This is a genomic window from Bradyrhizobium sp. BR13661 (assembly GCF_029892425.1).
Classification (GTDB): Bacteria; Pseudomonadota; Alphaproteobacteria; order Rhizobiales; family Xanthobacteraceae; genus Bradyrhizobium.
The window spans coordinates 509,710-527,500 of the sequence record NZ_JARXWB010000002.1; the positions used below are offsets into that span (position 1 = coordinate 509,710).

At 62.4% G+C, this 17,791-nt stretch carries 12 protein-coding genes, 2 tRNA genes, 2 rRNA genes and 1 riboswitch (1 of these 17 cut by a window edge); of the genes, 9 read left to right on the forward strand and 7 right to left on the reverse strand.

Translation table 11 applies throughout. The annotated features are described in order from the left end of the window. A complete protein-coding gene (locus M2427_RS05555; RefSeq protein WP_280705186.1) occupies positions 1–441 on the forward strand; it encodes a hypothetical protein in 441 nt (146 codons plus the stop codon). Here M2427_RS05555 and M2427_RS05560 read toward each other — a convergent pair. The 3 genes from M2427_RS05560 to M2427_RS05570 are packed head-to-tail and all read right to left on the reverse strand — an operon-like array spanning position 438 to position 3,355. Then, positions 438–1,379: a prephenate/arogenate dehydrogenase family protein gene (locus tag M2427_RS05560; protein WP_280705187.1), complete on the reverse strand. Its 942-nt coding sequence runs from the start codon at positions 1,377–1,379 to the stop codon at positions 438–440. The two genes, M2427_RS05555 and M2427_RS05560, sit on opposite strands and share 4 nt — an antisense overlap. Continuing rightward, positions 1,376–2,470, reverse strand: a complete 1,095-nt coding sequence (hisC, locus tag M2427_RS05565; RefSeq protein WP_280705188.1) for a histidinol-phosphate transaminase — start codon at positions 2,468–2,470, stop codon at positions 1,376–1,378. Before hisC ends, M2427_RS05560 begins: the two co-directional genes overlap by 4 nt. Before the next feature lie 36 nt (positions 2,471–2,506). Beyond that, positions 2,507–3,355, reverse strand: a complete 849-nt coding sequence (locus M2427_RS05570; protein WP_280705189.1) for a chorismate mutase — start codon at positions 3,353–3,355, stop codon at positions 2,507–2,509. 161 nt (positions 3,356–3,516) lie between these two features. Beyond that, positions 3,517–3,596, forward strand: a riboswitch (SAM riboswitch). 93 nt (positions 3,597–3,689) lie between these two features. Here M2427_RS05570 and M2427_RS05575 point away from each other — a divergent pair. Continuing rightward, entirely contained in the window at positions 3,690–4,892 is a 1,203-nt protein-coding gene (locus M2427_RS05575) for a homoserine O-acetyltransferase (RefSeq protein WP_280705190.1), read from the forward strand. Position 4,893: 1 nt separating this feature from the next. After that, entirely contained in the window at positions 4,894–5,556 is a 663-nt protein-coding gene (gene metW, locus M2427_RS05580) for a methionine biosynthesis protein MetW (protein WP_280705191.1), read from the forward strand. A 113-nt stretch (positions 5,557–5,669) separates the two neighbouring features. On the opposite strand, the gene M2427_RS05585 is transcribed toward metW, so the two are convergent. After that, a complete protein-coding gene (locus M2427_RS05585) occupies positions 5,670–6,533 on the reverse strand; it encodes an alpha/beta hydrolase (RefSeq protein WP_280705192.1) in 864 nt (287 codons plus the stop codon). 215 nt (positions 6,534–6,748) lie between these two features. Here M2427_RS05585 and M2427_RS05590 point away from each other — a divergent pair, with 215 nt between their 5' ends. Then, complete coding sequence (locus M2427_RS05590) at positions 6,749–7,393, forward strand: TIGR02594 family protein (protein ID WP_280705193.1); 645 nt, start codon at positions 6,749–6,751, stop codon at positions 7,391–7,393. 62 nt (positions 7,394–7,455) lie between these two features. Here M2427_RS05590 and M2427_RS05595 read toward each other — a convergent pair whose 3' ends face one another. Next, a complete protein-coding gene (locus tag M2427_RS05595; RefSeq protein WP_280705194.1) occupies positions 7,456–8,031 on the reverse strand; it encodes a TonB family protein in 576 nt (191 codons plus the stop codon). A gap of 86 nt (positions 8,032–8,117) precedes the next feature. Further along, positions 8,118–8,915, reverse strand: a complete 798-nt coding sequence (locus M2427_RS05600; protein ID WP_280705195.1) for an MOSC domain-containing protein — start codon at positions 8,913–8,915, stop codon at positions 8,118–8,120. Between the two features lie 240 nt (positions 8,916–9,155). Between M2427_RS05600 and clpB the strand changes: the two genes are divergently transcribed. Continuing rightward, positions 9,156–11,795 carry an ATP-dependent chaperone ClpB gene (gene clpB, locus M2427_RS05605; RefSeq protein ID WP_280705196.1) on the forward strand — a complete coding sequence of 880 codons (2,640 nt, stop codon included), beginning with the start codon at positions 9,156–9,158 and terminating at the stop codon, positions 11,793–11,795. Positions 11,796–11,874: 79 nt separating this feature from the next. On the opposite strand, the gene M2427_RS05610 is transcribed toward clpB, so the two are convergent. Beyond that, on the reverse strand, positions 11,875–13,953 hold the full coding sequence (locus M2427_RS05610) for a M23 family metallopeptidase (RefSeq protein WP_280705197.1): 2,079 nt from the start codon (positions 13,951–13,953) through the stop codon (positions 11,875–11,877). Between the two features lie 1,032 nt (positions 13,954–14,985). Here M2427_RS05610 and M2427_RS05615 point away from each other — a divergent pair. The 4 genes from M2427_RS05615 to M2427_RS05630 form a co-directional block, all read left to right on the forward strand. Further along, positions 14,986–16,472: ribosomal RNA gene (locus M2427_RS05615) — 16S ribosomal RNA — on the forward strand. Between the two features lie 191 nt (positions 16,473–16,663). Then, positions 16,664–16,740: transfer RNA gene (locus tag M2427_RS05620), tRNA-Ile, on the forward strand. A 33-nt stretch (positions 16,741–16,773) separates the two neighbouring features. Next, positions 16,774–16,849 (forward strand) — tRNA-Ala (locus tag M2427_RS05625). A gap of 408 nt (positions 16,850–17,257) precedes the next feature. Beyond that, positions 17,258–17,791, forward strand: a 23S ribosomal RNA gene (locus M2427_RS05630); it runs 2,313 nt beyond the window's last position. Together the 16S and 23S rRNA genes with 2 tRNA genes alongside form the textbook arrangement of a ribosomal RNA operon.

The following is a 17,791-nucleotide window of genomic DNA, read 5'->3' on the forward strand; positions in this document are numbered from 1 at the left end:
TTGTCCGACGGTGTCCTGATCCTTCGGCTCGCGCACATCGTCGCCAGGCTTGGCCTGGCGATGACGGGTGCGGTCGGCGCCACCTTTGTTGCCGCCTTGCTGATGCGGGCCGAGCTGCCCTGGTTCGACACGGTCGAATTCACCGTTGTTCTGATCGTGCTCGGAATGATCGGCGCCTATCTCGGGATCGACGTCTCGCGCTGGCCGCAGCTTCAGGCAGGGCCTGTGCATCGATCGCAAGTGATCGGTCTTGCCAGCGCGACCGGCACGTTCCTCGCGGCCGGCGCGGGCTTGCTCGCGCTCTATGCCTTCGTGCTGGATGAAACGTCCGATGCCGCCGGCAATCTGTTGTTCGGCGCAACCTGGATGCTGGGCGTGTGTATGCAGATCGGCGCCGGTCTTGTAGGCCGGCGCCGCATCACGCAGGTCAAAGACGGCTAGCTCGACTTCTTGTCGAGTTGCCCGTGCTGGCGGCCGAAGTCCGCAGCAGCCGAGTCCTGGCCGATCTCGACGATGCCGCGGCGGATGGCGCGGGTGCGGGTGAAGTGGTCGAACAGCGCTTCGCCATCACCGCGGCGGATCGCGCGGGTGAGCTTGGCGAGATCCTCGGTGAAGGTGCCGAGCATCTCCAGCACGGCATCCTTGTTGGCGAGGAAGACATCGCGCCACATCGTCGGATCGGAGGCTGCGATGCGGGTGAAGTCGCGGAAGCCGCCGGCGGAGAATTTGATGACTTCGGACTCCGTCACCTGCTGCAGCTCGTCGGCGGTGCCGACGATGGTGTAGGCGATCAGATGCGGCAAATGGCTGGTGATCGCGAGCACGAGATCATGATGATCCGGCGTCATCACCTCGACCTTGGCGCCCATCGCCGCCCAGAAGGCGCGCAAATGCGCGACAGCGTCGGCATCAACGCCTTCCGGCGGCGTCAAAATGCACCAGCGATTGATGAAGAGCTCCGCGAAGCCCGAATCCGGGCCCGAATGCTCGGTGCCCGCCACGGGGTGCGCCGGCACGAAGTGAACGTTCTTCGGCAGATGCGGCGCCATGTCCTTGACCACCGCGCCCTTGACCGAGCCGACGTCGGAGATGACGGCGCCGGGCTTCAGATGCGCCGCAATCTCCTGTGCCACCGGGCCGCAGGCGCCGACGGGAATGCAGAGGATGACGAGATCGGCATCCTTCACCGCTTCCACATTGGTCGCCACGACCTTGTCGACGATGCCGAGCTCGAGCACGCGCGCGCGCGTCTTTTCGGAGCGCGCGGTGGTGACGATCTCGCCAGCCAAGCCTTGAAGCTTCGCTGCGCGTGCGATCGAGCCGCCGATCAGACCGAAGCCGATCAACGCGACGCGCTGGAAGTGCGGGTCCACGCTCATTTGCCGGCCATGAAGTCGCGCAGGGCCTCGACGACGAGGCGGTTGGCCTCCTCGGTGCCGATGGTCATGCGCAGCTGGTGGTGCAGGCCATAGTTCTTGAGCGCGCGCAGCACGAGGCCACGCTTGGTAAGATAGGCGTCTGCCGCGTCCGAGGTCTTGCCGGTTTCTGCGAAGTGGATCAGCACGAAATTGGCGACGCCAGGCGTCACCTTCAGACCGAGCTTGGTGATCTCTTCCGTGAGCCAGTTGCGCCAGGTCTCGGTGAACTGCTTCGACATCGCCTGGTGCGCGGTGTCCTCGATCGCGGCGACCGCGGCGTACATCGCCGGCGTCGACACGTTGAAGGGACCGCGGATGCGGTTGACGGCGTCGATGATGTGCTCGGGCCCGAACATCCAGCCGACGCGCAGCGCCGCAAGTCCGTGGATCTTGGAGAAGGTGTGCGTCACCACCGTATTCTCGGTGGTGGCGACCAGCTCGATCCCCATCTCATAGTCGTTGCGTGAGACGTAGTCGCAATAGGCGGCGTCCAGCACCAGCAGCACGTGCGAGGGCAGTCCGGCGCGCAGGCGCTTGACCTCGTCGAACGGGATATAGGTGCCGGTCGGGTTGTTGGGGTTGGCGAGCCAGACCAGCTTCGTCTTCGGCGTCACCGCTTTCAGGATCGCGTCGACGTCGCAGGTCAGGTTCTTTTCCGCGGCGACCACATTCTTGGCGCCAACCGCCATGGTCGCGATCGGGTAGACCAGGAACCCGTGTGTGGTCGAGATCGCCTCATCGCCGTGGCTGAGATAAGTGTGGGCGAGAAGGTTGAGGATCTCGTCCGAGCCGGCGCCGCAGATGATGCGGTTGGGATCGAGGCCGTAGTGGCGGCCGATCGCCTCACGCAGCACGCGCGAGGTTCCCTCCGGATAATCTTCCAGATGATCCGCCACGTGCTTGAAGGCCTCGATCGCCTTGGGCGAGGGTCCGAACGGCGTCTCGTTGGCCGAGAGCTTGAACACCTTGCGGCCCGGCTCGGCGACCGGAGTCTTGCCGGGCGTGTAGGGCGCAATATCGAGAATGCCGGGATTCGGCACGGGGCGGGACATCTTCAACTCCGGATAGGGGCTCAGGCGGTACGCGATTTACGATTTTTGCCCGGTCGGGGGCACCGTATAGCGCGTTGCGTGGCTGCCGACGAGGGCCGTGGAGCGCACCGAGGCCCCCGCTTCGATCAGGGCAGCCCTGATTTTGTCGATGCTGGTGGCTGATGTGACCGAGACCAGCAATGCAGCGCCATCGAAGGCGGTATCGGGCACCGCCACGATGTCGGCGAGCGGCGACAGTGTTCGTGCGACATCGGCGTTCCAGCCCGACACACGCACGCTGAAGGTTTCGACCTCCGTCACCACGGCGCTGTCGGCGACGCGCGAGATCGCGAACACCGGCAGCGCCGCCGGATGGTCGGCGCGCTCGACGAAAGGCAGGCGCGCGATGATCTTCGGCGCGCCGTGGGCTTCGAGCTCCAGCCACCACGGCGTGCGGCTCGATGTCGCCGAGACCAGCGCCAGATCGCCCTTGGATTTCGCCACCGCCTCGACCGCGGCCTGCGCGCTGAAATGCGCGACGTAAGGCACGGTGAAACCGAAATGGAAGCGCACGGAATCGCGCATGGCAGGTTCGCTCACCGAGATGTCGGCATGCACGGAGAACGGCGCCTGGACATAGGTGAAGGTCGAGATGATGACGCGCCAGATGCTCTCGACCGTGTCGAGCGGCAGGATGCCGCGATGGCGCTGCACGATCTCGCGCATCATCGAGGCCTCGCGCGCCGGCCGGAACGCCGAGCCGACCTCCTGGGTCTGCTTTACCTGGATCAGGCGGTCGATGATGTCGCCGCGCTGCATCAGGAGGCGATGCATGTCCGCGTCGATTGCGTCGATCTCGTTGCGCAATTCCTGGAGCGATGGTGGCGCGGGCGGACGTTTGGACATATCTGGCAGGAGCTGTTGTGAGGCTGCGGGGAATGTCCTGATTAGGCAGTCAGGCCGGCGAAAGCAAAGAGAAACGATGGCCTGCAATGCTGCCGGGCGGGGGACCATTTTGGTTAATCCGGACCGCGACTTGACGAAATCAGCCCAAGCCGGTAGATTTTTGCCTGTTCCGTGGTCATTTGAGCCGGCCGGCTTGCAGCCACGTTAAAAAACTCGCTAAACAGGCCGGGGACGCTTTCGATCCCGGCCGAACCTATCGTTCAGGCCGGGTTTTTCATGGCCTGATGTCAGTCGCGATCTGAAGTCCGATCGCAAACGAGGTCGATGGTCAGAGATGGTTGGCGTCAAGTCCGTACCCAGTCCCGCGATCAGTGCCGATGACCGGTCGCATGAGGTCGATCATCCGAGTTCGGAGGTCGCGCGTTTCGGCGCCGACCAGCCGCTGCGGCTCGACTGCGGCGTCGATCTCACCCCGTTCCAGATCGCCTACAAGACCTATGGCGAGCTCAACGCCGATCGCTCCAACGCGGTGCTGATTTGTCATGCGCTGACCGGCGACCAGCATGTCGCGAATGTGCATCCCGTCACCGGCAAGTCCGGCTGGTGGGAGACGTTGGTCGGCCCCGGCCGTCCGCTCGATCCTGACAGGTACTTCATCATCTGCTCCAACGTGATCGGCGGCTGCATGGGCTCGACCGGTCCTGCCTCGATCAATCCCGCCACCGGCAAGGTGTGGGGCCTGGATTTCCCCGTCATCACCATCCCCGACATGGTGCGCGCGCAGGCGATGCTGATCGACCGGCTCGGCATCGACACGCTGTTTGCCGTCGTCGGCGGCTCGATGGGCGGCATGCAGGTGCTGCAATGGACAGCGGCGTACCCTGCGCGCGTCTATTCCGCACTGGCGATTGCCTGTTCGACGCGGCACTCGGCGCAGAACATCGCCTTCCATGAGCTCGGCCGTCAGGCCGTGATGGCCGATCCCGACTGGCACAATGGCGCCTATGCTGATCAGGGCATCCATCCGCATCGCGGTCTCGCGGTCGCGCGCATGGCGGCGCACATCACCTATCTGTCGGACGCCGCGCTGCATCGCAAGTTCGGGCGCCGCATGCAGGACCGCGAACTGCCGACCTTCTCGTTCGATGCTGATTTCCAGGTCGAGTCCTATCTCCGCTACCAGGGCTCGTCCTTCGTCGAGCGCTTCGACGCCAATTCCTATCTCTACCTCACCCGCGCGATGGACTATTTCGACATCGCCGCGGACCATGGTGGCGTGCTCGCGAAAGCGTTCGCGGATATTCAGACTCGCTTCTGCGTGGTCTCCTTCACCAGCGACTGGCTGTTCCCGACCTCGGAATCGCGCGCGCTGGTGCACGCACTGAACGCGTCAAGCGCGCGGGTGTCGTTCGCCGAGATCGAGACCGATCGCGGCCACGACGCCTTCCTGCTCGACGTGCCCGAATTCTTCGACATCTCCCGCGCCTTCCTGCAATCGGCGGGCAAGGCGCGCGGGCTCACCTCCAAGGACGGCTGACATGTCCGCGCAAGAAGTGCTGCCGTTCAACGGTATCGTGACCACGCAATCGGGAAACTATCGCGCCGACCATTTGCTGGTCGCCGAAATGGTCAAGCCCGGCTCGAAAGTGCTCGACGTCGGCTGTGGCGAGGGGGATCTGCTTCAACTGCTGGAGACCCGCGGCATCGACGGCCGCGGCATCGAGCTGTCGCGGGAGGGCGTCAACCGCTGCGTGGCCAAGGGCCTTGCGGTGGTGCAGGGTGACGCCGACACCGACCTCGTCAATTATCCCGATGATGCCTTCGACTATGTGATCCTGTCGCAGACGCTTCAGGCGACACGCCAGCCCAAGGTCGTGCTGGAGAATCTCCTGCGCATCGGCCGGCGCGCCATCGTCTCGTTCCCCAATTTCGGCTTCTGGCGAATGCGGCTGCAGCTCCTGGTCGGCGGTCACATGCCGCGCACGGAGAATCTGCCGGCGAGCTGGTACGACACCGCCAACATCCATTTCTGCACCATCAAGGATTTCGTCGAGCTCTGCGAGGCCATCGGGGTCAAGATGGAACGCGCCGAAGCACTCGATCTCTACGGCCGCCCGCTGCGGCTACGCTTGCCATGGTGGGTGTGGAATCTGTTCGGCGAGCAGGGTGTATTTTTGCTGAGCCGGGGCGGGGGGAAGTAGTTTCTCCGTCATTCCGGGGCGCGCAAAGCGCGAACCCGGAATCCATTTTGCCTCAGTCTCTGCCGCTTGATGGATTCCGGGCCTGCGCCTTCGGCGCATCCCGGAATGACAAGTCAATGCGCCGCCAGCGACCGCGCATCCCGCACTGGCCACCGTCCCGCTTCCACCAGCGTCACGAACCGCTCCACGCTCTCGTTGAACAGCGCCGGTTCTTCGAGATTAAGCACGTGGCCCGACTTCGGAAACATCACGAGGCCCGCGGCCGGCAGATGCTTCTTCAGGAACAGGCTCGCTCCGATGCACGGATCATCCTCATCGCCGCAGATGATCAATGCCGGCGTCGCCACGCCCTTGATCGCGTCCGTCAGCGTGTAGATCGAAGGACGACCGCCCTGGAAGCCGCGCATCGTGTTCGCCGATCCCCTGGAATCGTGCCGCGCCAACGCGGCATAGAAATCAGCGTGGCCGCGCGGGTCCTTCACAAGGAAGGGAATCCGGCTCGGCGCCTCGCGCGTGACCTTTGCGACTTCGGCGGCGCCCAGCGTCTCGAACTGCTCGGCATTGGCGCGGCATTGCTTGCGCCAGGCTTCCAGGTTCTCGAGCTCGGATCCCGAGCCGACGCCGGCGAGTGTCATCGACAGCGCGCGCTGCGGCGCGTTCAGTCCGATCTGCAGCGATGAGTAGGCGCCCATCGAGAGGCCAACGAGATGCGCGCGTTCGATCTTGAGATGATCGAGCACGGCAAGCGCGTCGGTGTAGAAGTGTGCGTAGCTGTAAACGTCGCCATCAGGCACATCAGACGGCGTGTAGCCGCGCGCGGAATAGGTGATGCAACGGTGGCCGCGCGAGAAGTAGCGCATCTGCGGCTCCCAATTGGTGTAGTCGGCCGCGAACTCGTGCAGAAAAATGATCGGTGTTCCCTGACCCGCTTCTTCGAAATAGATGCGGACGTCGTCATTCGTTGTGGCGTGGGGCATTAACTGTTTCCCTCTCTTCGAGCCGCGTGCAGAGGATCGCAGTTAATGCTGATGTCCGCAATGAGGCAGCATCGAACCAGCCTTGCCGCAAAATCATTGCAGCTATTCGCCTCCACCGCGTCTTTTTCTCGCCACATCGGACGGCTTAACGGCCCGACGGATGTCGGCCACCGCACGGGCCGATTGGAAGTGGGGGTGTCAACGAAGGATGAAGAATGGTTGAGTTGTTTGCGTCTCGCCTGTCGCGTTGTGTTATCGCGCTGGCGTTCTTCTTCGCGGCTTTTGCCGCGTTCGTTTCTCCGGCCTCAGCGCGGCCGCATCATCGTCAAAGCGCAGAGCGGCACGCTTACGTGCATCACGCCAGCAGATATCATCACTACCGACACACGGACCGCAGCTCGCGCTTCGAGCGCAGCGCAGTGGCGTTGCGGGCGGGTGGATTCGCCAACACGCAGGCCAGCTATGATCCGAGCGCCAATGCCGGTGCGAGCATGAGCGGCGGCTTCGGTGGTGGATCGGGCCTCGTGTCGGAGGCGCGCCGTTATCTCGGTGGCAACCCGACCGGGCGCGGCAGCCTGTGGTGCGCGCGCTTCATGAACATGGTGCTGGAGAAGACCGGTCACCAAGGCACCGGCTCCGACATGGCGAACTCGTTTGCGCGTTACGGCACGCGCGTTTCCGGCCCGCAGGTCGGCGCCATCGCAGTAATGTCGCGCGGCGGCCGCGGCGGTCATGTCGGCATCATCACCGGCATCGACGCGCAGGGGAATCCGATCATGATCTCCGGCAACAACGGCAACCGCGTTCGCGAGGCGCCGATCTCGCGCGGCCGGATCTATGCGTATGTGATGCCGAACTAACGACGGAGCCGCAGGCGGGCAGAGGGCGAAGCGCCGTGCCCGCCTGCCGAATGATGCAACTGCTATTGTTGAAGGCGTGCAGTGATGTGGCCTTTGACAGGCATCGGCATGTCGCTTGCCGGTGCTGGCAGCGTCAGTCTGGGCAGGACCTCGTTACGCAAGGCGGCGTCGAGGTCGGCGTCGCCGGATGGTTTGGTCAGCTGAACCCGGGTGACGTGTCCCTTCGGATCGACCCATATCTCGCACCGGACCTCAAAGGGTTTGTCGCGAGTCCTGGCGTTCGCTCTCATCGCGGCCTCGAGAGCGCTCTGAACTGCATTTGCATAGGCTGCCCAGCGGGTGCCGTTCAATTTGTGCGTATCGGATTGAGCCGGATTTTCCGAACCGCCGAAGTTGAGCGGTGGTGGCTCGTCGGCAGGCCGATGGCCAGGTTCGTCGGCGAGAGGTTTGCCGATCGCCGGCGGTGGCGGCAGGTCATCGTCAGGCGCGGCCTTGCCGGCATCCTGCGCCCAAGACGGCAAGCACGACAGCCGGCTCAATGCCAGCAGCCCGACGGCAAGCGCGAATTGCCAGCGCCGCGACCGAATCCTGGTCGGCGTGGCAGTGGTCTTGCAGACTCGCAGGTACGAAGAAGGCATGCGCACCGTTGGCCGACATCGATTGGGTTCTCAACGTTAGACGACCGGGACGGGAACAATCCGCAAAATGAGACGAGCCTCGCGGCTCACACCAATCTCGGCTCCTCCACCGCAACCGCATCGCCCACGCGGATCTCGCCGTCCGCCACCACTTCGGCGTAGATGCCGCAGTCCATATGGCCGAGATGGCGCGAGAGCGTCGGCGGTATTTCGAGATCGCGCTTCGCCGTCACCGGATCCACATTCGTGGCTGGGCAGCGGACGATGCGCTTGACCACTTTCAGCCGCGCTTGCCCGATCGCGAGGGTCTGGCCGACCAGTTCGAGCTCGGACCAGGCCGGCCAGCCCTTGACGTAGAGATTGGCGCGGAAGCGCAGCGGATTGACGGCAACGCCGCCAAGCATGGTCTCGATGGCGCGAACGCTCTCGATATTGATGATCGACACGACCTTGCGGGCGACGTCTGAAAAGCTGTGGTCGCGGCCGGACAGCACTTTGGGCGGGCCCTTCAGCTCCGGCTGAAAATTCTCGGTGAAGAAGCCCTCGATCGCGGCGCGCCCGGCCGCGGTTTCCAAGTCGCCGCTGGCGACGATCTGGCCGTCCTTGCGGATGGTCAGGCAGTTGGTCGCGTCCTCGAAACGACTGTCAAGCGAGGCCAACCGCTCGTTCCGGGCCAGCATCAGGAACTGGATCTTCGGCTTCCACTCGGGGGCTTCCGGATCGAACCCGCTCGGGCCGTTCTCGATCGCATAGCGGCGGTCGGCCGGCAGGGTCTGGCCTGACCGCAGCGGAACCCGAGGAAGTGGTTCCGGCGTCAGGCCCTTGATCGGGTAGCGGTAAAGGCCGGTGATTTCGGCGGTCTGGCTGGATGTCTTTGAGTTCATGGGCCTACTTAGGGGATTCCGGCCGCTCCCGCCAAGCCGGCGATCAGCGCACGAAATTGTGAACCCGCCTCTTTCGATCCGAGGGCATGCTTCCCACATCTGGATCAGGCCGGCGCCAGCGTCGGTTGATAACGACCGCTTTTGGTTGAGGAACGTCAACGCATCACGCGGAAACCCAATGAAGATGCCGTTTGGGGTGCCTTAAAGGGCCCCGGTGGCAGGCCGAGGGACAGACAAGACATGAATATCGACAAATATACCGAACGCTCCAGGGGCTTCATCCAGTCCGCTCAGTCGCTCGCGGTGCGCGAGGGGCATCAGCAGTTCTCGACCCTTCACATGTTGAAGGTGCTGCTCGACGACAATGAGGGGCTGGCTTCCGGTCTCATTGACCGCGCCGGCGGCAATTCCCGTGCAATTCTGAAGGCGACCGAAGAGGCCCTGAACAAGGTGCCGAAGGTTAGTGGCGGCGGCGCCGGGCAGATTTATCTTGCGCCCGAGCTCGCACGTACCTTCGACGCCGCTGAAAAGGCCGGCGAGAAGGCCGGCGACAGCTTCGTCACGGTCGAGCGGCTGCTGCTCGGCCTCACGCTGGAGAAGACCAGCGAGGCAGGCAGCATCCTCGCCAAGGGCGGCGTCACGGCGCAAAATCTCAACGCCGCGATCGAGGCGCTGCGCAAGGGCCGCACCGCGGACTCTGCGACCGCCGAGAACGCCTATGACGCGCTGAAGAAATATGCCCGTGACCTGACCCAGGCTGCGCGCGACGGCAAGCTCGACCCGGTCATCGGCCGCGACGAGGAGATCCGCCGCACGATCCAGGTGCTGTCGCGCCGGACCAAGAACAATCCTGTCCTGATCGGTGAGCCCGGCGTCGGCAAGACCGCCATCGCCGAAGGGTTGGCGTTGCGCATCGTCAATGGCGACGTGCCGGAGAGCCTCAAGGACAAGAAGCTGCTCTCGCTCGATTTGGGCGCACTGATCGCGGGCGCGAAATACCGCGGCGAGTTCGAGGAGCGGCTGAAGGCCGTGCTTCAGGAGGTCACCGCGAGCGAAGGCAATTTCATCCTGTTCATCGACGAGATGCACACGTTGATCGGCGCGGGCAAGGGCGACGGCGCGATGGACGCGTCCAACCTGCTCAAGCCGGCGCTGGCCCGCGGCGAGCTCCACTGCATCGGCGCGACCACGCTCGACGAATATCAGAAGCACGTCGAGAAGGATGCGGCGCTGGCCCGGCGTTTCCAGCCGATCTTCGTCAGCGAGCCCTCGGTCGAGGACACGATCTCGATCCTGCGCGGCCTCAAGGACAAGTACGAGCAGCACCATGGCGTACGGATCACCGATTCTGCGCTCGTGGCCGCCACGACCCTGTCCAACCGCTACATCACCGACCGCTTCCTGCCCGACAAGGCGATCGACCTGATGGACGAGGCCGCGGCGCGGCTGAAAATGCAGGTAGATTCCAAGCCGGAAGAGCTGGATTCGCTCGACCGTGAGATCATCCGGCTCAAGATCGAGCAGGAAGCGCTCAAGAAGGAAAGCGACCTCGGGTCCAAGTCCCGTCTCGAGACGCTCCAGAAGGAGCTCGCCGAGCTCGAGGAGAAGTCTGCGGCACTGACGGCGCGCTGGAGCGCGGAGAAGAACAAGCTCTCCAACGCCCAGAAGCTGAAGTCGGAGCTCGACGCTCTCCGCGTCGACCTGGCCGACGCGCAGCGGCGCGGCGAATTCCAGAAGGCGGGCGAGCTGGCCTATGGCCGGATCCCGCAGCTGGAGAAGCAGCTCGCCGATATCGAGGCGCGCGAAGGCACCAGTGAGATGATGGAGGAGGCGGTGACCGCCAACCACATCGCGCAGGTGGTCTCGCGCTGGACCGGCGTGCCGGTCGACAAGATGCTGGAGGGCGAGAAAGAGAAGCTCCTGAAGATGGAGGAGCAGCTCGGACAGCGCGTCGTCGGCCAGGCTGAGGCCGTGCGTGCGGTCGCAACCGCCGTGCGTCGTTCGCGCGCGGGCCTGCAGGATCCGCACCGGCCGACCGGCTCGTTCATGTTCCTGGGCCCCACCGGCGTCGGCAAGACCGAGCTGACGAAAGCTCTTGCGGAGTACCTCTTCAATGACGAGACCGCGATGGTCCGCCTCGACATGTCCGAGTACATGGAGAAGCATTCGGTCTCGCGGCTGATCGGCGCGCCTCCGGGCTATGTCGGTTATGACGAGGGCGGTGCGCTCACCGAAGCGGTGCGGCGCCGGCCTTACCAGGTCGTACTATTCGACGAGATCGAGAAAGCGCATCCTGACGTCTTCAACGTCCTGTTGCAGGTGCTCGACGACGGCCGACTGACCGATGGCCAGGGCCGTACCGTCGATTTCCGCAACACGCTGATCATCATGACCTCGAACCTCGGTTCCGAGTATCTGGTGAATCAACCCGAGGGCGAGGACACCTCAGCCGTGCGTGACCAGGTGATGGGGATGGTGCGGGGACATTTCCGCCCCGAATTCCTCAACCGCGTCGACGAGATCATCCTGTTCCATCGCCTGCAGCGGAGCGAGATGGGCCGGATCGTTGAGATCCAGTTCGCGCGGCTTCAGAAGCTCTTGACCGATCGCAAGATCGTGCTGACGCTCGATGCCGCAGGGCGCGACTGGCTGGCTGCCAAGGGCTGGGATCCCGCCTACGGCGCCCGGCCGCTGAAGCGGGTGATCCAGCGCTACCTCCAGGACCCGCTCGCCGAGATGATCCTGGCCGGCGATGTCAGGGATGGCGACACGGTCGCGATCTCGTCGGAAGGCAACGTGCTGACCTTCAACGGCAAGGCGCCGCAGACCGCGGAAATCACGCAGTTCGAGGCGCCGGTGACGAAGCGAAAGCTGAACTGATCATCGCTCACGTCGAAACGAAAAAGCCCCGGAGAGATGTCCTCTCCGGGGCTAATTTTTTGCCTTCGGGGCTCGAAGACTAGCGATTGCTTACCTGCAACGGCCCGCCCGTCGCGTCCGACATCCTTGCAATCGCACCGTTGCGGCCGCTCATCATGCCGTCGAGACGGTCGCGCTCCTTCTCGAAGCCGGCGAGCATCGGGCCTTCCAGCGAACGGCCGCGCGGCAGTTTCACGCGCATCGGGTCGACGAAGCGGCCGTTGACCAGGATTTCGTAGTGGACGTGCGGGCCGGTCGACTGGCCGGTCGAGCCGACAAAGCCGATGACCTGGCCCTGCCGCACCTTCTTGCCGGGCTCCATGCCCTTGGCGAAGGCCGACATATGGCCGTAGGCGGTCTCGTAGCCGTTGTTGTGCTTGATGCGGACGTATTTGCCGTAGCCGCCTTCGAGCTGGGCCTTCTCGATCACGCCGTTGCCGGCGGCGAAGATCGGCGTGCCGTAGGTTGTGGCCCAGTCGACGCCGGTGTGCATCTTCACATAGCCGAGGATCGGATGGCGGCGGCCGCCGAAGCCGGAGCGCATGATGGCGCTGTTGACGGGCTTGCGGACCAGGAACTTCTTCGCGCTCTTGCCGGTCTCGTCATAGTAGTCGACGACGCCGTCGTCGGGGCTCTGATAGCGATAATATTTCTTGGTTTCGCCGCCGACCGTGAGCGAGGCGAACAGCACTTCGCTCTTGTCGGTCGCCGTCGTGCCTTCCTCTTCACCGGCGTAGAACACGTCGAACGAGTCGCCCGGCGCGACCTTGCGCTGGAAATCGACGTCGTACGAGTAGATCTTGATCATGTCGTCGATGACCGGCATCGGCACTTTGTTGCGCATCGCGGTCTCGTAGATGCTCTGGTAGAGCCGCACGCCGCTGCCGTCATCATCGTCATCGTCTTCGCTGCTGGTGTTGGCCGTGGCGTCGGCGACGGTGTTCATGCTGGAGACGTCGACCGCGACGTATTTGCCGAGATCGGACAGCGCCGCGATCGCCTCGACCACGGTGTCGTTAGCGACGACCACGCGGTAGGGCTGCAGCCTTGCGCCGGGGCTTGCGGGCGCCATCAGGATGCGAAGCTTTTCGCCTTCCTTCAGGCCGCCGTCGCGGCCGCGCGGACCGAGTGTTGCGGCGATCGATTTGATTTCATCAGGCGTGGCGCCGAGATCGCGCAGCACGGAGGAGACCGAGTCGCCCTTCTTGACGACGTGGACGCGCTCGCCGTTGGGATTGCCGCCGGTGATCTGCTCCTTGGTCTTCGGCAGCAGCGTGACGTTTTCCGGCACCACGCGCGTCTCGAAGCCTGCGTACGGATCAGACGGCGACGCCTCGGTGGCGTAGGCCATCTTCATCTCGGACCTGTTAGGATCGGACCTGCCGGTCGCGCCGGAGACGTCAGCGGTCGCATTGGCGAGCGAGGCGTAGCGCACCCCGCCATTGCCGCGCCAATTGGCGGCATCGCGCACCCGCATCAGGATGTCGTCGAGCGCCACCACCGCAGAAATCTTGGCTTTCGGCAGCACCGGCGAGAGATCCTTGGTGACGAAGGACACCTCGGCATCGGGCTCGACGGCCTCGGGATTGTTGGGATCGTCGGTCGCGGTCTTCGGATCGGAGCCGACGTCGGTCAGCATACGCTGCGCGTTGAACGGCGGAATCTTCGCCGACAGATCGCTCGTCGTCATCGACAGATTGCCGGCGATCCGGACGAAGGGGCGCACGCGCATCACATCGCGGTTGCCGACGCGGGCGACCGTCGAGACGCGCACGATGTTGCGCGATGCGGTCGAGTCGTTCGGCGGCGGCAGACGATCGCTCTTGTGCAGCGTCGCCGTGCGATCGGCCGCGCCGAAGGCACCACGCAGCGCGCCCTCGACCCGCTCGGGAACCTTGGCGAAGGTCATTTCGCCGTCGAGAGACGCGAAAACGGCGCCGCCGATCAGGGCTGCGCCGCAGAGTCCGGTCAGAATTGTTCCGCTGAACCATTGCACCGAGACGCGACGGCGATCGATGACGGCAGCTTCCGAACCATCGACGGACAGCGGCGGCTCGTGGCCGAGATCGATGATCCCGGTCTCACGCCCGTAAGCGCCGCGTGACGTCCTCTGGTTCAACCCAAGTCCCCCAATCAACGACCCGAGCCCTTCGCCTCAAACCTTTCCCGGTCGCCCTCTTGCAGGGGCATCGCAGGAGAAGTCATACCGCACAGGTGCTCGCGCTCAGAAGGCCCCGAGACAGGGCCCGGCCGAAATTACGAACAGCAAGGCAGGTGAAGGTCGCTCGGTGTCTTTCGAATGTCCGAAGAAGGCCGCGTCATCGTCAGATCGCCTTCCTCTGAACCCCACGAAAATCGCTGGCAGCCCCCACTGGCGTCCCCGCGATTCAAGTTTGTGTCATACCAGAACGCCGCGGGATTGTGGCTCTAGTACGGCGCCTCAGATGGAAAAAGATTCCTGAACGGCTAGGCGCAGGGGGCTTAGGGCCGGGCGGCAGGAGAGGCGCCCCAGCCCGCGTCCGGGGTCCCTCCGTGCCCCATCCAGGTCCCCTCCCGAGCCCCCTGCCGAGCCTCCTGAGGCCCAAACTTTTTTTCAGATTTTTTACCGTGAGAACTCGTTCCGTGCATTCACGGGCCTCCTAATCGATTGGAATCGCTCGATTTTTTTCGACAATCCACTGTGCGACGATTTGTTGACGATTGGCGTTGACAGCCCGGAAGGTGGGGCCTATAACCCCAACCACTGAGCGCGGCGCCGCCGGGTCACTGACCAAGGCGAGCGAACGCGCCACTGATGCTCCTCACCTTGTTGAGTGACACAACAGCCGACACCATCGGTTGGAGTCATTCGACGTCGGTAAGGGTGTCGGAACCCTTCCACTCTGGAAGGTTGGGGCCTCCACGGTCCCGGGCTGTTTGACAAGTGAAGATGAAGAAAGAGAAACGTGGACGGCGGAGTCCTTGCGCCTCTCGGAATACTTGAGAGCTTCGGCTTTTGAGTTCTGAGAGAGGACGAAAGACTTCGGCGGTACACGTTTCAAAGGAAACACCATCGTTGCCAGCGATGTGAATCGCAGGCAGCAAGTCGATTTCGGTCGACAATGGTGGGACCTCGTCAAACGTTGTGATCAGCCGGTTCAAAGTTCAAGTCCAACTTGAGAGTTTGATCCTGGCTCAGAGCGAACGCTGGCGGCAGGCTTAACACATGCAAGTCGAGCGGGCGTAGCAATACGTCAGCGGCAGACGGGTGAGTAACGCGTGGGAACGTACCTTTTGGTTCGGAACAACACAGGGAAACTTGTGCTAATACCGGATAAGCCCTTACGGGGAAAGATTTATCGCCGAAAGATCGGCCCGCGTCTGATTAGCTAGTTGGTAGGGTAATGGCCTACCAAGGCGACGATCAGTAGCTGGTCTGAGAGGATGATCAGCCACATTGGGACTGAGACACGGCCCAAACTCCTACGGGAGGCAGCAGTGGGGAATATTGGACAATGGGGGCAACCCTGATCCAGCCATGCCGCGTGAGTGATGAAGGCCCTAGGGTTGTAAAGCTCTTTTGTGCGGGAAGATAATGACGGTACCGCAAGAATAAGCCCCGGCTAACTTCGTGCCAGCAGCCGCGGTAATACGAAGGGGGCTAGCGTTGCTCGGAATCACTGGGCGTAAAGGGTGCGTAGGCGGGTTTTTAAGTCAGGGGTGAAATCCTGGAGCTCAACTCCAGAACTGCCTTTGATACTGAAGATCTTGAGTCCGGGAGAGGTGAGTGGAACTGCGAGTGTAGAGGTGAAATTCGTAGATATTCGCAAGAACACCAGTGGCGAAGGCGGCTCACTGGCCCGGTACTGACGCTGAGGCACGAAAGCGTGGGGAGCAAACAGGATTAGATACCCTGGTAGTCCACGCCGTAAACGATGAATGCCAGCCGTTAGTGGGTTTACTCACTAGTGGCGCAGCTAACGCTTTAAGCATTCCGCCTGGGGAGTACGGTCGCAAGATTAAAACTCAAAGGAATTGACGGGGGCCCGCACAAGCGGTGGAGCATGTGGTTTAATTCGACGCAACGCGCAGAACCTTACCAGCCCTTGACATGTCCAGGACCGGTCGCAGAGATGTGACCTTCTCTTCGGAGCCTGGAACACAGGTGCTGCATGGCTGTCGTCAGCTCGTGTCGTGAGATGTTGGGTTAAGTCCCGCAACGAGCGCAACCCCCGTCCTTAGTTGCTACCATTTAGTTGAGCACTCTAAGGAGACTGCCGGTGATAAGCCGCGAGGAAGGTGGGGATGACGTCAAGTCCTCATGGCCCTTACGGGCTGGGCTACACACGTGCTACAATGGCGGTGACAATGGGATGCTAAGGGGCGACCCTTCGCAAATCTCAAAAAGCCGTCTCAGTTCGGATTGGGCTCTGCAACTCGAGCCCATGAAGTTGGAATCGCTAGTAATCGTGGATCAGCACGCCACGGTGAATACGTTCCCGGGCCTTGTACACACCGCCCGTCACACCATGGGAGTTGGTTTTACCTGAAGACGGTGCGCTAACCGCAAGGAGGCAGCCGGCCACGGTAGGGTCAGCGACTGGGGTGAAGTCGTAACAAGGTAGCCGTAGGGGAACCTGCGGCTGGATCACCTCCTTTCTAAGGATGATCCTTCAGCGAGCTTCGGCTCACTATCGGATCGTTTTAGAAACATCAGTGGCCAACGGTCGTCAGGATCGTTGAGCTGCATTGGCGGGATTTCGCCGTCTACGTTTCTCTTTCTTCGCGGACGAACACGCGCTGGGGCTGCAACCTTGCAGATCCCTGGTCCTTGACTGGATATGCGTTAGGGGCTTGTAGCTCAGTTGGTTAGAGCGCGCGCTTGATAAGCGTGAGGTCGGAAGTTCAAGTCTTCCCAGGCCCACCACACTCATCGAGTGAGCATTCGTCTTCTGGTTACGGGGCCATAGCTCAGCTGGGAGAGCGCGTGCTTTGCAAGCATGAGGTCGTCGGTTCGATCCCGTCTGGCTCCACCAGATGGTTTGATCACCGAGATCGTGCACCGTCGTCCGCGAAACATCACTTCGCATCCTGCTAGTCTGGATAGACAGCAAGATGCGTGTTTTCTGACATCGTAAAGAGGAGATCGATCCGAGTTGGGTCGTGCAGCAGATTGTTGCGCGAATCCTTCATTATCTCCGGATCATTTTCGGCGCTCACGCGCTTTTCTGGTGTGGCTCACAAGGCTGCATCTGAAGAACGAGTGAGTTGTAAAATGATCCTTTTAGCGAAGCTTGACCGCCTCGCTATCGGAACGATCTTACGAAGCAAGCTGGTCTTTCTAATCATTGTCCGGCTGTACGTAGCGTTCATCGAGGGCGCGTGCCGAAAGGCAATCGTACAGACAACATTCTGCCGAGTGTGTGGACATTGATAATGAGAGCAATCAAGTGCCTTAAGGGTGTTCGGTGGATGCCTTGGCGCTGAGAGGCGATGAAGGACGTGCTACGCTGCGATAAGCCGTGGGGAGCTGCGAAGAAGCTTTGATCCGCGGATTTCCGAATGGGGAAACCCACCTTCGATAGCCGGAACTCCAAGACCTTGTGTCTTGGTGTTCGACCAGAAATGATCGGGACCATGACCTCAGAGGTTTTGGATTTCCGGTTATCAAGAGAAGGTATGAGACTTCTGAATACATAGGAGGTTTCAAGCAAACCCAGGGAACTGAAACATCTAAGTACCTGGAGGAAAGGACATCAACAGAGACTCCGTTAGTAGTGGCGAGCGAACGCGGACCAGGCCAGTGATACATCAAAGACAATCGGAACCAGTCAGGAAAGCTGGGCCTCAGAGGGTGATAGCCCCGTACGAGTAATGCGATGATGTATCCACGAGTAAGGCGGGACACGTGCAATCCTGTCTGAACATGGGGGGACCACCCTCCAAGCCTAAGTACTCCTCAGCGACCGATAGTGAAC

Excerpts from the sequence above, each read along its gene's own strand:
- M2427_RS05560 (WP_280705187.1), bottom strand. The coding sequence starts at position 1,379 with ATGAGCGTGGACCCGCACTTCCAGCGCGTCGCGTTGATCGGCTTCGGT.
- hisC (WP_280705188.1), bottom strand. The coding sequence starts at position 2,470 with ATGTCCCGCCCCGTGCCGAATCCCGGCATTCTCGATATTGCGCCCTAC.
- M2427_RS05570 (WP_280705189.1), bottom strand. The coding sequence starts at position 3,355 with ATGTCCAAACGTCCGCCCGCGCCACCATCGCTCCAGGAATTGCGCAAC.
- M2427_RS05575 (WP_280705190.1), top strand. The coding sequence starts at position 3,690 with ATGGTTGGCGTCAAGTCCGTACCCAGTCCCGCGATCAGTGCCGATGAC.
- metW (WP_280705191.1), top strand. The coding sequence starts at position 4,894 with ATGTCCGCGCAAGAAGTGCTGCCGTTCAACGGTATCGTGACCACGCAA.
- M2427_RS05585 (WP_280705192.1), bottom strand. The coding sequence starts at position 6,533 with ATGCCCCACGCCACAACGAATGACGACGTCCGCATCTATTTCGAAGAA.
- M2427_RS05590 (WP_280705193.1), top strand. The coding sequence starts at position 6,749 with ATGGTTGAGTTGTTTGCGTCTCGCCTGTCGCGTTGTGTTATCGCGCTG.
- M2427_RS05595 (WP_280705194.1), bottom strand. The coding sequence starts at position 8,031 with ATGCCTTCTTCGTACCTGCGAGTCTGCAAGACCACTGCCACGCCGACC.
- M2427_RS05600 (WP_280705195.1), bottom strand. The coding sequence starts at position 8,915 with ATGAACTCAAAGACATCCAGCCAGACCGCCGAAATCACCGGCCTTTAC.
- clpB (WP_280705196.1), top strand. The coding sequence starts at position 9,156 with ATGAATATCGACAAATATACCGAACGCTCCAGGGGCTTCATCCAGTCC.